A 14,019-nucleotide genomic window follows, 5' to 3' on the forward strand; every position below is an offset into this window, starting at 1 on the left:
TCATTAACTTGATTTGATTTCTAGATTTCCCGAACAAGACTTGTCTCCACATAAGCAATCCGTCCATTTGCCAAAGTGAACTCATACCAGGTGCGCCCATCGCCCTCGACGATGCGCCTTACGGTCAGCCGCTGACCCGCTTCGAGCGTTCCAAGGATGTTGGAGTTCGCCGCCGTCGTCGGACTTGACCGCACACGCCCCGCGCGGATCATCTCGAAGTCGCCGATAGACTGACTTGATTGCGGGTTTCTGCCAATGTCGGCCTGCGGTCGCTCCCCAGCTTCGCCGGCGCGCACAGCAGCCAGCCGCTCACAAAATTCGTCTTCTGGATTGGCCTCACAGAAGGCCGTCAGGAACGAACCCGAGGGCAGGGTCTCGGCTTCCTGGCCAACCAAGGCGACAGCCATCGCAGTGATGCTCAAAAGCTGGATCATGGCTCACTCATAATCATGCTCGAGGCGGATGATATCCTGACGCATCGCGCCAGCACGCTGAACAAGTGCGTAAGCATGCCAACGTCCCATGCCGATCATATCGGCCGGTTTGAGCGCCGGGCTCATCTGATTGCCCTCGGCGCGAAACTTCCGCTCGAGGTCTTCAGCGCGCCAATGCGCGGCCTGAAGCGCTTGAAGGCGCGCCATATTGACCGAGAATTTCTGCGAGTTATCCATGCCGAAGCTCTGCTCCGGCACAAACCGCAGATCAGGCTTATAAGCGCGCTCGGTCTGAGCTGCGCCGACCTGGTTCCGGTTCATCGAGATCAGCATGCGGGCGGTGCGCAGCATCAACAGCCCGCCGCGATCAATGTCGATCCGAGCCTCGTCCTCAACCGAGGCGAACGGATCCCAGCCATCGACCATAAAGCGGTGGTCGATGCTTTCTTTCTGGTCGCTTTCAAAGACGCGGTTGCGCTCAAACTGACCGGCGCACCAACAGGCATAATCGACCGTCGCCCGGTCTTCGGAGCGAAGGAATATCTTGGTGCGCGCCTGCTGAAGGAAGTTCTTAGCCGCAACCTCGCCCATGGCCTGATCAAGCGCGGCGACGGTCTGGGTCGCGAACACGCCGACCAGGCCGGTGCTGCGTGCGACATTCCAGAAGCTCGCATCACTGAGACCTGAGGCTGGATCAACGGTCACCAGCTCTTGCACCTCATCCATCATGACGATGCAGGGCTTGTCTTGGGGCGATCCTGACCCTTCTGCCTTCATGCGGGCTTCGCGGGTGCGAGCCTCGCGATAGAGACAGGTCTTGAGGAGGATATTGACCAGACGCGCCGGCAGGCCGTCCTCGATGTTTGATAGCGCGCTGAGGACGACCTTGCCCTCAAGCGCATCGGATATCGGAATGGTGTTTTCCGGGAGGCCGGAGACAAAGCGTTTGCGCAGCTTGGGCGCGCCTGAGAAGCCGTCGAGAAGCTGGCTGACATTGGCGATGATCCCCGAACGGGTCTTCTCCGCCATATCGGCCCAAGGGCCGCTGAGATAGCTGCGGCTGGCCGTGACCTCGGAAGAGGTGAGCACGCCATAGGCCTCTTTATCGGCCGGCTTCGCATCGTCCTCCGCGAAGCCGTCGATCATGGCGCCGATCTGATCCAGCGCCTCTTGGAGCTTCTGCTCATCAAGAAGCGCCTGGTAGGCCCACCAGAGGCTATAGGGGTTGACCCGATCTGGTGCTGAAGGGGCAAGAAGCGCCTTGCCCTGATCGGTCTGAGCGTAGGCCTGACCGATGGTGAGCATGTGGCGCATCAAGGTCGCGGCCATGTCCGGCCAGAAGCTGTCTCCACGTTCACCCGCGCTGAGCTGGGTGAGCACAGAGCGCAGGACGGAAGCAATCTGTGTCGGGGTCAGGGAGCTGAATACATCGACGCCATATTGATCCTCGCCCGTCCCGATGATCCGGATGGAGCCCGCCGACCGGCCGGCTTTATGCGCGATTGCGAGCGCGTCATTCCAGAGAACGCCCTTGGCGTCACAGACATAGAGGCCGAAGGATTCCTGAGCGAGCATTTGGCGAAGCAAGGGCTTCAGCACGGCTGTGGTTTTGCCTTCCCCGGTGCCGCCCATGACCATGATGTGCTGAAAAAGCGAGTCCCGATCGAGCGCCAGCTTCTGATCGGCAAGCGGGGCATTGAGGTCACCGCGAAGCTTTAGCGTACCGGTGGCCTTGCCAAGATCGAAGAGCGGCGTGTCTTTCAGATAGCCTTCTGAGAGCTCGACCTGCCGGGCATAGGTCGAATTGGCGATGGCGCGCATCTCTGCGCGATATGGCCAGCGCACGAGCGCATCTTTCGAAGAAATCTCATAGGGCGCCGCGGCCTCCCGGCGATGGCACTCGATAACAACCAGCATCATCAAGATCGATGTGCCGAACATCAATGGCAGCCAGGCGAGCAGGAAAGCGCTGCTGCGCCAAAGGGTGCTGAAAAGCGACACGATCGAGAGGCCCAGGCCCTGGGCGATCAGGCTCAAACGATTGACGCTCACCGTCGATCCATCCGGCCATTCCTCAATGACGGGTGGCTGAGCATCGAAGGCTTGCCCCAGCGGGGCAAAGGCCGCCGATCCCGCCGGCAGTAAGAAAAGCGCGAAGGCGACAAGCGCGAGCAGGATCGCCGCCGCCAATCCGGCCTTTGCGGCGTCCTTGAAGAGCGAGGCTGAGAGCTGGCGATCAGCCAGCCAGCTGAGTTCAAAGCCGCCTGGGAGACGACCGTCCTCCCAAAGCGGGCGGCGAATGTCTTTCGGCACCGAGCGGTAAAGCCAGGGATAGCGATCCTCTGGCCAGACCTGGCGAGCGAATTCCTCACGCTCGCCCTGCTGCAAAAGGTCGTCGGAGCTTTGGCCGACCCTTTCCAGCAATCCGGCCATAAAGGCGGGAACGGCCTTGAGACCGGGCAAACGGTTCACGGTGCCCAGCACGGGCTTCCAGATGAAAACCGCAAGAGCTGAAAGGATGGTCAGAAGCGCTGCGGGGATCAGCGCCAGGATGCTCAGGATCAGCCTGCGGATCGGCCCGATAAATATCGCCGCGCCGATCAACAGGACGCTCAGCGCAATCAAGCCGTACTCACTGATCATGCCGTATAGGGATGCGAAGGCCTCGGTCATTCGCTTGCCTCTTCTAGCAAACGCTCCGGGATCAGGTCGGCGAAGGTGACCGGGTAGTTGGCCGGATCAAGGCTCGCGGTCTCGCTTGGCATATAGGCGCCTGAGAAGCGCAGCGAATAGCCATGCCATTCATTGTCGGCCCGCCGGAATACACCAATCCAGCGCACAGGGTCCGGCAATGTGCGCTCACGCCTCATCACCGGCTCATCCGATAGGACAGCTCCGACAAGGATGAGGCCCTCTTTGCTATCCGTCAGAAGGGTATCGACCGGCCAATCGAGTGACCAGAATTGGCTCGCCCTGAGCTCCTGCATAGGCAGGATCTCGGGCAGTTCTCCGCTCTCATTGAGGCTGTCCAGGATGAGCGGCACAATCCGCTCAATCTCATGAGCCGGCGCGAGCTGGGCTTGCTCCTCTCCCGTAAGCGCGATCTCAGGAAGGGTCCTGAAAAAGGCGCGCAATTGGTTGGATGTTTTTTGATGGCGTTCAAGCCTTGCGCCCTGGTCAAGGGCTCGAACCGGTGCAGGCTCGACCTGCATGATCAGGTAGGCGCCAATTAGGCAGAGGGCGATGGCCGTAAAGAGCACGGCGGGCTGCGCAGCTCTCAGGCGTGCAGCGCGGACATGACCCTCGCTAACAAGCTGTTCCCAGTCCAAGCAGCCCTCCCGCTCCAGTTGCCGATTGTTCATCGGCCTCGCGTAGAAGGCAAGAGTGCCAAAATTGCGGATGATACTTTTATCGGTGGGGCCTATGCTAAGGCAGCATGGCAACTACCAAAGCGTAATCGGGAGCACATCGCGGCTTAAGTGTAGCCTAACGCTATCGAGCTGCCGGTGTAATGTCGTGTTCAGTCGTTGGTACAAGTGAACAGCTAACTTCATACTGTTGATTTGATTCACCAGATAGAAGGTATCTACAATCCCAGACAACACCTTCGGGTGATTGAGGCAAATTGGCAATTTGGACAGTATCAGGCTCTGACATATCTCGCCATCCGAAAGGTGGCTGCCATCCAAGCGTTAGAAGCAAGCTCAAAATTGCTCCCGCCCCGGTCGAAACCGCACCGAATATCAATGCCCTATTCAGCCAGATATCGAGTTTTATATTTTGCTCAAACGCTAAAGGCTCGCCAAAAAAACAAAGACGGTCATTTTCGTCTATGCTAAAGGCCTTATCGTAAAAGTCTTTATCTAGCGGCGCGTGCGAACCTGGCAGTTCAAACTCTTCAATCTTCGATTTATCAGGTACTTTCATCGATTGGAATACCTTCAATTGAGAGATCTTGGTATTAGCTGTCTTTGTCGTAGCCTTTTGATGATCGACGGCGCGGCTTTAAAAACTTTTTATCTTCAGCGCCTTTTGGTTCTGGTTCAGAGGGATTCTCTATTTCAGGCGCTGTAGCCCCGCTACTACGAATTAATTGTTCTAAGCGCTGAAAACCTTCTTTTGTTTCGTCTCGGTGGTTGACAATATCAATACCAAGGCTTTTGAGCCCAGACTTCAATTCGCCTCGGTGGCTGACAATGTCATTGCTAAGGCTTTTGAGCCCAGACTTCAATTCGCCTTTCGATTCCGCCATGTCTTCCGCTATAGATCTAAAAAGTGGAGTTATTGAATTTTTCATGTCTTCTACAATCTGTTTACTATTGGGAAATAATCTAGCATCACTTATATACCTGCTCTGTAATTTATCGTAAATTTCTGCGTTCTGCAATATTTCTTTCGTAAAATCTTTAATTTCTTTGTATTCAGAGCGCTTCAGAGTCTCATCATGGAAAATGTTTTCGAGAAGCTTGCGAATAGATCTATGAGTTGCAAACTGCATTACAGACGCTTTTAAGTTCGCAAATATTATCTCTGCCGCGAACAGGTCTTGTTGATCCGATCCAATACCCGCCAATTTTGCATTCAGCCGCTCCGGAAGCATAGCCGCTCTTAAGTTGAAAATTACAACTCTGTCGTCAGCAATCGCTTTCGGCACCCCGGCTTCTCGGGTGAGGCTATCCGGGTATGTCTCAAACGCTGCCGCTAGTCCCTTAGCGATCTGCTCAAAATCTTTATTCGTTGCATCAATCGAATAGGTCACACGGGCACCTCGCTGAATGTTACAAAATTGGGTGTCGATGACCCCCATGTCAATCTATCGGCGAGACCGTCCTTGAAAGAACGCGTCCGCCTTATTTCCCTAAAGAAAGAAATTTATCCTCCTTAGGCAGCGAGCTCATGGGCCCAATTGGATAAAAGATGGATACGGGCAAGGGACAGCCATGCTCGCACCGGATCGCCAGCTTGCGACCCGATAACGTGCGGTCGATGGAAGCGGGGCACTCGAGTCGCCGTTCGGCTTGATCCACGGCCCACGAAATGGTCGATCAGGTGCCTGAGCGATGATCCATTTCTCGAGATTGCGCTAGACAGGCGCCGGTTCCGGCTCGCGCTGACTATCGCTTTTTATATCTTTGAAATTGGTGCGGGTGGCCGGACTCGAACCGGCACGACCGAGGTCGCGGCATTTTGAGTGCCGTGCGTCTACCAATTCCGCCACACCCGCATTCGAAGCACTCATTTAACTAAGCCATTTATAAATGCAATAGGTTGTTTTTGCAAATACTTATAACAATAATTATGCGTCTATATCTGACTTTTTTGATTTTTTCTTTTTGCGAACATTGACAGCCGAGGCATCAATGCTAGTTGCGATATGTGAAGCGTAGTATTTTTCGATCATTTCTACGCTTGTTCTACAATTTTTTGCGACCTGATAAATGTCAGCGCCCTCCATAAGGCGCAGGCAGATGTAAGTGTGTCGAAGGCTGTAGGCCGTTCGCGGCTGATTATCCCTGTCGAACTTGAGCCCCTCTTCATCGAGGATCGCGTTCAGCAAGCCGGTATGGCTCTTGGTGAACAAAAGATCCGTCGGCTCGGGGTCGTTGCGCTCCAGTAGCCGCTGATAGGGTTTCACCGCGCCGGGCATGCTTTTGCAATAGCCGACACCCCGCTTGCCGCGAACCGAGATCAGCAGGATCGTTTCGTCGGTATCTGCATCCTCGACCAGCTCAACATCGCGATGTTCGAGCCGCTTCATCTCGTCTGGCCGAAGGCCGGTATTGGCCATCAGCAGCACATAGTCGTGCAGCTGCTCGCACGACCATTTGTGATGCTTGCGCTGGGGCGTGTTCGCCCGCCGTCTCGTCGCCTCGTAGAGGCGGCGGTATTCATCGGGCGAGAACCAAGCGCGCCTGGAAATCTTTTTGCTCGCTCCGTAGGGCGTAGACAGGTCTGGCAAGCGATCGAGCCAGCCATGCCGCACAGCGGTCTTTAGCACTTGCCGAAGCGCAACGATCTCTTGATGGATCGTGCTGAACTTCGGCTTTGATCCTGAGTGATCAGTTTTCTGATTATGCCGAGGCACAGAGTAATTGTGCCGATGAATGCGATATTCCTGAACGAGACCTGGCGTCACCTCCGACAGGCCCTTATCGCCAAAATATGGAATTAGATAATTGTCCAGCTTGCTCATGAGTCCCGTCACATAGGTCTCTGAGCGCTGGCCTTCGGTGATAATCTCAAATTCGCGGCGGAACTGCTCAGCAGCCTGCTTGAAGGTCTTCTCATTCTTGAGGCGGCCTTCGCGAGCACGCCCACGAAGATCAAGATACCAGTCTTCAGCTACGTCTTTGGCACGAGCGAGGCTCTCCTCCTTCGTGCTTGTGCGACGGTTCTTGCCTTTTAGGTATGTCGAGCACTGCCAGAAGCGGCTATTCGGCCGCTTGTAAAGGTGGAGCTTGCCTCCAAACATGTCGTGCTGTTCTGCCATGTTAGAACATTAGCACAACACCGCTTCATGTGCAAGAAAGTGTGAAAGCTATGTGTAACGATTTTACGAGGAATATATTCTTGAAACAGGCTTTTAAGCCATTGTTATAAATGCATTTTTTAGATCAAAATTATTTTACATAGATGATTTTGAATCATTTTGAGTCCCCTGCGTCTACCAATTCCGCCACGCCCGCATGCCGTGGACGCCGCTTTCTATAACACCGTCCGGCCTCGGTCGAGAGGGTGCGCCACATGATGCAGCTGTGCGATCTGGACGGTGCAAATCGTGCGCTCTACTGTCGCGTCCATTCTCTCCTCCCACGTCAGGACACCGATGATGGACGGGCCGAATTCCCATGATCCGATCGACGAGGAACTGGCCCCGCGCGACGGCTTGATCGCCGCGCTGGAGGCGATTTATCAGGCCGCGCCAGACGATGGGCTGCGACTTGAGGATTTTCTCGAGGGCCTGGGCGAACGCGCCTTCGGCATGGTGCTGTTCGCGCTGGCCATTCCGGTGTGCATCCCCTTCCTCTACGGCATCCCGCAGCTCGTCGCCCTGCCCATGATCGTCCTGGCCGTCCAGATGGCTGCGGGCCGGTCCGAACCCTGGCTGCCGGCCCGGTTCAGGAATCGCAAGATCGACAAGGCGGGCCTGCGCCAGATGGCGCAGGGCGCGCGCAAATGGTTCGGCTGGCTGGAGACCCTCGCCCGGCCCCGCCTGCTTCTCCTCTCCGGGCCGCGTGCGGAGCGCGTGATCGGCATGGTCTTCGTCTTGTTCTGCTGCTCCATTCTGGTGCCCCTGCCGCTGACCAACTCCGTGCCGGGCATCGCGATCGTCATCGCCGCGCTCGGCCTGATCACCCGTGACGGGCTCCTGATCGTTGCCGGCCTTCTGCTCGGCCTGGCCTGGATCACCCTGCTGGTGGGCGGGTTCGTGATCCTGGGCGATGCGTTCGTGACGATCTTGAAGGACTTCATCAGAAACTTGCTGGGAGCGGCCGGATAATGCGGATCGTCACCTTCATCCTTCACCCGGTGCGCTGGCCTCTGATCGGCGGCCTCGCCTCGGCCGCGCTGCTGGGCGGCGCCTTCGCCTTCGAATATCTCGGCGGACTGCCGCCCTGCCCGCTCTGCCTGACACAGCGCTGGGTGCACGCCGCCGCGATCGTCTTCGGGCTCGCCAGCGCCGCCGCGATCGGGCTCAGCGCGCAGGCACGCCGGATCTCCCGCCTGCTGTGCTGGGTGCTCGGACTGATCTTCCTGGTCAGCGCTTACTGGGCAGCCTACCACGCGGGCATCGAGTACGGCTTCTGGCCGGGACCGTCCACGTGTACAGCCTCGGGCGGCGGCCAGTTCAGCCTCTCCGACCTCTCCGCCGCGCTGAATTCACGCACCAATGTCGTGTTGTGCGACGAGGTGGCGTGGTCGATGCTGGGCGTCTCGATGGCGGGATGGAATGCGATCCTCTCCATCCTCCTGGCCGCTGCGTCCTTCGCGAGCGCCTTCCGCAATACGGAGATCCAGACCCGATGAGCGAGACCCGATTTCAGCGCCGCCAGGTCAAACGCCCCGGGATGATCGACCGCGCCGGACGCACCGGCGAGATGATCCGTGTCGATCATGCCGGCGAATACGGCGCCGTCCAGATTTATAAAGGCCAGCTCGCCGTGTTCTCGCGCCTGCCGCACAAGGCGCGCATCGCCAGTCAGCTTCGCCATATGGAAGCCGACGAGCAGCACCATCTTCGCGCCTTCGACCGGCTCCTGATGGAGCGCAATGTGCGCCCGACCGCGCTCGGCCCGATCTGGACTCTGGCCGGTTTCGGCCTCGGCGCCGCGACCGCGCTGATGGGCGAGAAGGCGGCCCACGCCTGCACCGAAGCGGTGGAAAGCGTCATCGAGGGCCATTACGGCGATCAGGTTGTCGAGCTGGAAGCCGCCGGCGAGACCGAACTGGCCGAAACCTTCGACCGGTTCCGCGAGGAAGAAGTCGCCCACAAGGACCTTGCCGCCGAGGAAGGCGCGAAGGATGCCTTCGCCTATCCGCTATTGTCCGGCCTGATCAAGACCGGCTGCCGGATCGCGATCAAGGTGACGGAGAAGGTCTAGCACACCCTGCTCGGACCAAGCCCGCGGCCTACCCCTCCAGCGCCCTCAAGCGTTCGACCGCCGCCATCTTGTCGATGGCCGCCTTCACATAGGCGTCGAGCGGGGAGCCGTCGCTATAGTCCGCGTCGGCGGTGAACTGGACGCGCCGGTCGGTCTTCAGCGCGGCGGTCTTCTCCGCCAGCGTCTCGTCGCCGGCCGGGTGGACCGCGATGGAAACCCCGCCCTGCTCCTTGACCGTGCGCATGCACGGCACGTCGGTATCCCCGTCTCCGATATAGATCATGTTGCGGAAGGGCACCGGGCGGTCATCCTCAGGAATATACTTGTTGACCTCGGAATGGTCGGACAGGTCCAGCGCGCCCTTGTTGATACGGAACAGGAACTGGGTCTTGTTGGTGTAATTCACCGCCGAAGCCGCCCATTCGGGCACGTCGTTGGCGTCATATTTGAACTCGCTGGCGAAGATGGCCTCGAATTCGGGACCGATCGCGCTGGCGGCGATCATCTCCTTCAGCCCCGACGAGATGATGAAGTGCTGTACCTTAACGCCCTGCCCGGCCCCGTGCGCGCGCAGCCGTTCGAACCAGCCATCGGCCACGCCGGGGAAGAAGCCGATATCGGCGCCATGGCGCCGGATATCGTCCAGGCGAAAACGCTTCCCTTCCCGTCGGGCCGCCTTCACCATCTCGTGCATGTAGATGAGGATATTGTCGGCCCCCAGGCGCGCCGCCTCGCCGTTCACCCGCTTCCAGAACGCGTCCTTCTCCTCCCCGATCTCCGGGATGAAGGAATGCTCCTGCATCGAGCCGGGCGAGAGCGTGCCGTCAAAGTCGTAGGCGAGCGCGATGGTGGGGGTGCGGGGCATGTGGGGTATCCTGACGGGAGCGGGGCACGGGGACATTCCCCAAGAGCGCGCTACGCCTCCAGCTCGACGTCCCAGTAGAGATAGTCGAGCCAGCTTTCGTGCAGGTATTTCGGCGGGAAGCGGCGGCCGGTATATTGCAGTTGGTGCATGCTGGGCCGTTCGGCCGCCTGGAGCAGCGGCATGCGGGCCTCGCGCGGCAGCATCCCGCCCTTCTTCAGATTGCACGGCGCACAGGCTGCGACGATATTTTCCCACGTCGTCTTGCCGCCGCGCGAGCGCGGAATGACATGATCGAAGGTCAGCATGTCCAGCTTGTTCGTGCCGCAATACTGGCAGGTGAAGCGGTCGCGCAGGAAGACGTTGAAGCGGGTAAAGGCCGGCGGCCGGTCCTGGCTGATATAGTCGCGCAGGGCAACCACGCTGGGCGCGCGCATCTCGAAGCTGGGAGAGCGGATCGCCCGGTCGTACTCGGACACAATGTCGACGCGTTCCAGGAACACCGCCTTGACCGCTTCCTGCCAGGGCCATGTCGACAGCGGGTAATAGGAGAGCGGCTGGTAATCCGCATTCAGCACGAGGCAGCGCAGATCCTGCGGAGCGATGCGCGAGACATGCATCACCGGCTCACCTCCGCGAGCATCTCCGTGATACCGGCGTTCGCAAGAACGCGGGTCCGGTCCGCAATGTTGTGCATCGTCGTGAAGACGCGCCTCCCTTGGTCAAAACCCTGATCCGTCATTTCGAATCAGTCCGGCCCACCTCGGATGTCAGGAGAGTAACTTACCTCATATGACGTTGGTGTGACACCGCCGTAACAGTTCTGGAAAACGCTCAGCGATACCGGCCGGCGAAGGCGGCTTTCAGAAAGCGCGCGCCGAGCTCCAGCCCGTCCTGACCGATCGAGTGCGGCAGTCCGGGCGAGAGGTGGAACTCCGCGCCTGCGCCCGCTGCGGCCAGCCCCTGCGCCGCCATCAAGGTCATGGCCGGAGGCAGCACATCGTCGCGGTCGCCATGGACCAGCAGGACTGGCGGCTTGGCCGTGATCTCCTGCTTCAGGCGTTCGGCCCCCGCCAGCGCGCCGGAATAGCCGATAATGCCGGCCGGCCCGGTCTCGCGCCGCAGGCCGCAGTGCAGCGCCATCATGGTGCCTTGCGAAAACCCGACCAGGATCAGGTCCTCGCCCGTCAGCGACCAGCGGCGCAGCTCGGAATCCAGGAAATGCTGCGCGGTTGGCGCGGCAGAGCGGGCTCCGGCCTCCATCAGGTCGGGATCGAGGCGGGAGATCGGAAACCACTGATAGCCGCCGGGCGCGCCGGGCACCGGCTCGGGCGCATTGGGCGAGGCCCAGGCCACGTCGGGAAAGCTGCCGGCCCAGTGCTGTGCCAGCCCGGCCAGGTCCTGCCCGTTCGAGCCATAGCCGTGAAACAGCACAACCAGCTTCTTCGCCGTGCCGCTGCGCGGCGCAATGCGCGGTCCGTCAATCAGTATCATTTTAAATCTCCCGCTAATTGCGTACGATGCACCCACTTTCGGGGGATCTCATGAATTGGTTTTGGTTCGTTCTGTTGGTTCCAGCGCTCTGGGTGGCTTGGCAAGCGATCAAAGTACTGGTCGGAGTGTTTGCACCGATAGAGGGCAAAGTTAAAGGCGCCATACTCCATCATTTGAAGGCTTATGGCCTAGGTCGGGACGACCTCGGGGAAGAAGCGCTAGCGATATTCACCAGCCGCACTGCCCGAATGGCTGAAGTAATGTCGCGAGCTTTGAGACGCCCACTTGCCGAGGAGTTGTGGGGGGCTAGCAAGGGCCAAGCGATGTTAATTGTTATGGCAGTGTTTCCTCAATACCGATCCGATTACGACTCAGACAAAGATTTCAAAGATATCATTGAAGTACTTGAGTTTACGAAATCGCCCCTACTCACTCGATTGCCTCAACGTGACCCGCGAACACAAGTTTAGCTTCACCACGCGCTTCGCCCCCTCTCCGACCGGGCTCCTGCATCTGGGCCATGCCTTCTCCGCGCTGACCGCCTTCGAGGCGGCGCGCGAGGCCGGCGGGCGCTTCCTGCTGCGCATCGAGGATATCGATGTCACGCGCTGCACGCTGGAGTTCGAGGAGGCGATCTTTGAAGACCTCGCCTGGCTGGGGCAGGAGTGGGAGACGCCCGTGCGCCGTCAGAGCGCGCATTTTCCCGACTATGCCCGGGCGCTGGAGCCGCTCGCCCGGCGCGGCCTGGTCTATCGCTGCTTCAAGACCCGCAAGGAGATCGCCGAGGAGATCGCGCGCGCACCCCATCACCCCGGAGAGGGCCCGGAGGGCGTGATCTATCCCGGCCCGTGCGAACCGATGGGTGAGGACGAGGAGCAGGCGCGCCTGGCGCGCGGAGATGCCTTCGCCTGGCGCCTGTCCATGCGGGCCTGCCGGGAGGCGCTGGGATCGCGCTTCGACGCGCTGACCTTCATCGAGGAGGGCGAGGGGCCGCAGGGCGAGCATGGCGAGCTGCCCGCCCGGCCGGAAACCCTGGGCGACGTGATCCTGGGCCGCAAGGATGTCGGCACCAGCTATCATCTGGCCTGCACCCACGACGACGCGCTTCAGGGTGTGACCCATGTGGTCCGGGGGCTGGACCTGTTCTTCGCCACCCATGTCCACCGCCTGCTGCAGGCGCTGATGGACTGGCCGGTGCCGCGCTACCGCCATCACCGCCTTCTGCTGGACGAGGACGGCCAGCGCTTCGCCAAGCGCGACAAGTCCTTGACGTTGCAGGCCTTGCGCGAGTCCGGCGAGACACCGCAATCGATCCGCACACGTATCGGTATGACATCCTGAGCCCCATCCCGGAAAAGTCGCCGCAGGGCCTTTTCATCTGCCGTGCTGCATCGCACAGTGCCGCCTCGTTTTCCTGAAGACCGACCGGGAGTCGTCATGAGCCAGAAGCCGTCCACCCGCCCCGCCGATCCGCGCTTTTCCTCCGGCCCGACCAAGAAGCGTCCGGGCTGGGAGCTGGCGGCACTGTCCGGCGCACCGCTGGGACGGACCCATCGCGGCGGCATTCCCAAGGCGCGGCTGGCCGAGGCGATCGAGCGCACCGGGGCCATGCTCGAAATCCCCGACGATTACCGCGTCATCATCACGCCGGCCTCCGATACCGGCGCGATGGAAGGCGCGATGTGGTCCCTGCTCGGTGCACGCGGCGTCGACGTCTTCTCCTGCGACGAGTTCGGCCGGCGCTGGCTGATCGACGCGCGCGACGAGCTGAAGCTTTCCGATCTGCGCCTGTTCGAAGCCCCGTTCGGTGTCGCGCCCGACTATGACGAGGCCGACTTCTCGCGCGATGTCATCTTCACCTGGAATGCGACCTCCTCCGGCGTCCGCATCCCGGACGGTGACTGGATCCCGGCGAATCGCGAGGGGCTGACCCTGTGCGACGCGACCTCGGCCGCCTTTGCCATGAACCTGCCCTGGGACAAGCTCGATGTGACCACCTTCTCCTGGCAGAAATGCATGGGCGGGGAAGCCCAGCACGGTATCGCCGTCCTCAGCCCGCGCGCGCGCAAGCGGCTCGCCGAGCACAAGCCGGCCTGGCCCGTCCCGCGCATCCTGCAATGGTTCGAGGCGGCAGCCGAAGATTCCAAAATGTTCGAGGGCTCCACGATCAACACGCCCTCCTTGCTGGCGACAGAAGACTATATCGACTCCCTGAAATGGGCGATGCGCGAGGGCGGGCTAGAGGGCCTGGTGGCGCGCACCGACGCCAATTTCGAGGCGCTGGCCGACTGGGTGGAGTCCTACGACTGGATCGACTACCTGACCGCCGATCCGGCCACGCGCTCGCACACCTCCATCACGCTGAAATTCTCCGGCAAGGCGCTGGAGGGCAAAAGCGAGGAGGAGCGCTGGGCCGTGTCGCGCAAGTTGGCGGCGCTACTCGACCGCGAGGAGGCGGCCTTCGACGTCGCCCCGCATCCCAAGGCGCCGGCAGGCCTGCGCATCTGGTGCGGACCGACGGTGGATACCGACGACGTGCGCGCGCTTGGCCCGTGGCTCGATTGGGCGTATCACGAAGCGATATCGGAGCTCGTCTGACCTGCGGGGTTGCAGGCACGAGCCATCG

15 protein-coding genes and 1 tRNA gene are annotated in these 14,019 nt (G+C 60.1%); 6 read left to right on the forward strand and 10 right to left on the reverse strand.

The window, feature by feature from the left end; genetic code table 11:
- Nucleotides 1-20 precede the first annotated feature (20 nt).
- The 7 genes from PGP17_RS00165 to PGP17_RS00195 all read right to left on the reverse strand — a co-directional run bounded on the left by PGP17_RS00165 (nucleotide 21) and on the right by PGP17_RS00195 (nucleotide 6,924).
- Entirely contained in the window at nucleotides 21-434 is a 414-nt protein-coding gene (locus tag PGP17_RS00165) for an SH3 domain-containing protein (protein ID WP_270373656.1), read from the reverse strand.
- Nucleotides 435-437: 3 nt separating this feature from the next.
- The gene (locus tag PGP17_RS00170; RefSeq protein WP_270373657.1) at nucleotides 438-3,107 is read right to left on the reverse strand and encodes a type IV secretory system conjugative DNA transfer family protein; all 2,670 of its coding nucleotides are present in this window, start codon (nucleotides 3,105-3,107) and stop codon (nucleotides 438-440) included.
- Nucleotides 3,104-3,763: a hypothetical protein gene (locus PGP17_RS00175; protein WP_270373658.1), complete on the reverse strand. Its 660-nt coding sequence runs from the start codon at nucleotides 3,761-3,763 to the stop codon at nucleotides 3,104-3,106. Before PGP17_RS00175 ends, PGP17_RS00170 begins: the two co-directional genes overlap by 4 nt.
- A gap of 163 nt (nucleotides 3,764-3,926) precedes the next feature.
- Complete coding sequence (locus PGP17_RS00180) at nucleotides 3,927-4,361, reverse strand: hypothetical protein (protein WP_270373659.1); 435 nt, start codon at nucleotides 4,359-4,361, stop codon at nucleotides 3,927-3,929.
- Nucleotides 4,362-4,395: 34 nt separating this feature from the next.
- Nucleotides 4,396-5,241 (reverse strand): hypothetical protein, encoded by an 846-nt coding sequence (locus PGP17_RS00185; RefSeq protein ID WP_270373660.1) that lies wholly within the window; start codon nucleotides 5,239-5,241, stop codon nucleotides 4,396-4,398.
- A gap of 332 nt (nucleotides 5,242-5,573) precedes the next feature.
- Nucleotides 5,574-5,658, reverse strand: a tRNA-Leu gene (locus PGP17_RS00190).
- A gap of 72 nt (nucleotides 5,659-5,730) precedes the next feature.
- The gene (locus PGP17_RS00195; protein ID WP_270373661.1) at nucleotides 5,731-6,924 is read right to left on the reverse strand and encodes a tyrosine-type recombinase/integrase; all 1,194 of its coding nucleotides are present in this window, start codon (nucleotides 6,922-6,924) and stop codon (nucleotides 5,731-5,733) included.
- A 288-nt stretch (nucleotides 6,925-7,212) separates the two neighbouring features.
- Between PGP17_RS00195 and PGP17_RS00200 the strand changes: the two genes are divergently transcribed.
- Genes PGP17_RS00200 through PGP17_RS00210 form a run of 3 tightly spaced genes read left to right on the forward strand, consistent with a single transcriptional unit; the run spans nucleotide 7,213 to nucleotide 9,037 of the window.
- Nucleotides 7,213-7,935, forward strand: coding sequence for an exopolysaccharide biosynthesis protein (locus PGP17_RS00200; RefSeq protein ID WP_270373662.1), 723 nt, complete (start codon nucleotides 7,213-7,215; stop codon nucleotides 7,933-7,935).
- Nucleotides 7,935-8,462: a disulfide bond formation protein B gene (locus tag PGP17_RS00205; protein ID WP_270373663.1), complete on the forward strand. Its 528-nt coding sequence runs from the start codon at nucleotides 7,935-7,937 to the stop codon at nucleotides 8,460-8,462. The genes PGP17_RS00200 and PGP17_RS00205 overlap by 1 nt, the downstream gene beginning before the upstream one ends.
- Entirely contained in the window at nucleotides 8,459-9,037 is a 579-nt protein-coding gene (locus tag PGP17_RS00210) for a demethoxyubiquinone hydroxylase family protein (RefSeq protein ID WP_135944658.1), read from the forward strand. Before PGP17_RS00205 ends, PGP17_RS00210 begins: the two co-directional genes overlap by 4 nt.
- A 28-nt stretch (nucleotides 9,038-9,065) precedes the next feature.
- Here PGP17_RS00210 and PGP17_RS00215 read toward each other — a convergent pair whose 3' ends face one another.
- The 3 genes from PGP17_RS00215 to PGP17_RS00225 form a co-directional block, all read right to left on the reverse strand.
- Nucleotides 9,066-9,902 (reverse strand): HAD family hydrolase, encoded by an 837-nt coding sequence (locus tag PGP17_RS00215; protein ID WP_270373664.1) that lies wholly within the window; start codon nucleotides 9,900-9,902, stop codon nucleotides 9,066-9,068.
- 50 nt (nucleotides 9,903-9,952) lie between these two features.
- Nucleotides 9,953-10,519, reverse strand: a complete 567-nt coding sequence (locus tag PGP17_RS00220) for an HNH endonuclease (RefSeq protein WP_135944661.1) — start codon at nucleotides 10,517-10,519, stop codon at nucleotides 9,953-9,955.
- A gap of 214 nt (nucleotides 10,520-10,733) precedes the next feature.
- Nucleotides 10,734-11,393, reverse strand: a complete 660-nt coding sequence (locus PGP17_RS00225; RefSeq protein ID WP_270373665.1) for an alpha/beta hydrolase — start codon at nucleotides 11,391-11,393, stop codon at nucleotides 10,734-10,736.
- A 50-nt stretch (nucleotides 11,394-11,443) separates the two neighbouring features.
- Between PGP17_RS00225 and PGP17_RS00230 the strand changes: the two genes are divergently transcribed.
- From PGP17_RS00230 to PGP17_RS00240, 3 genes are all read left to right on the forward strand, one after another.
- Nucleotides 11,444-11,863 (forward strand): hypothetical protein, encoded by a 420-nt coding sequence (locus PGP17_RS00230; RefSeq protein ID WP_270373666.1) that lies wholly within the window; start codon nucleotides 11,444-11,446, stop codon nucleotides 11,861-11,863.
- Entirely contained in the window at nucleotides 11,841-12,734 is an 894-nt protein-coding gene (gene gluQRS, locus PGP17_RS00235) for a tRNA glutamyl-Q(34) synthetase GluQRS (protein WP_270373667.1), read from the forward strand. The genes PGP17_RS00230 and gluQRS overlap by 23 nt, the downstream gene beginning before the upstream one ends.
- A 96-nt stretch (nucleotides 12,735-12,830) precedes the next feature.
- Nucleotides 12,831-13,991: a phosphoserine transaminase gene (locus tag PGP17_RS00240; RefSeq protein WP_270373668.1), complete on the forward strand. Its 1,161-nt coding sequence runs from the start codon at nucleotides 12,831-12,833 to the stop codon at nucleotides 13,989-13,991.
- Nucleotides 13,992-14,019: the final 28 nt, after the last annotated feature.

Origin of the sequence: Marinicauda sp. Alg238-R41 (genome assembly GCF_947331485.1) — a bacterium.
Lineage (GTDB): Bacteria > Pseudomonadota > Alphaproteobacteria > Caulobacterales > Maricaulaceae > Marinicauda > Marinicauda pacifica.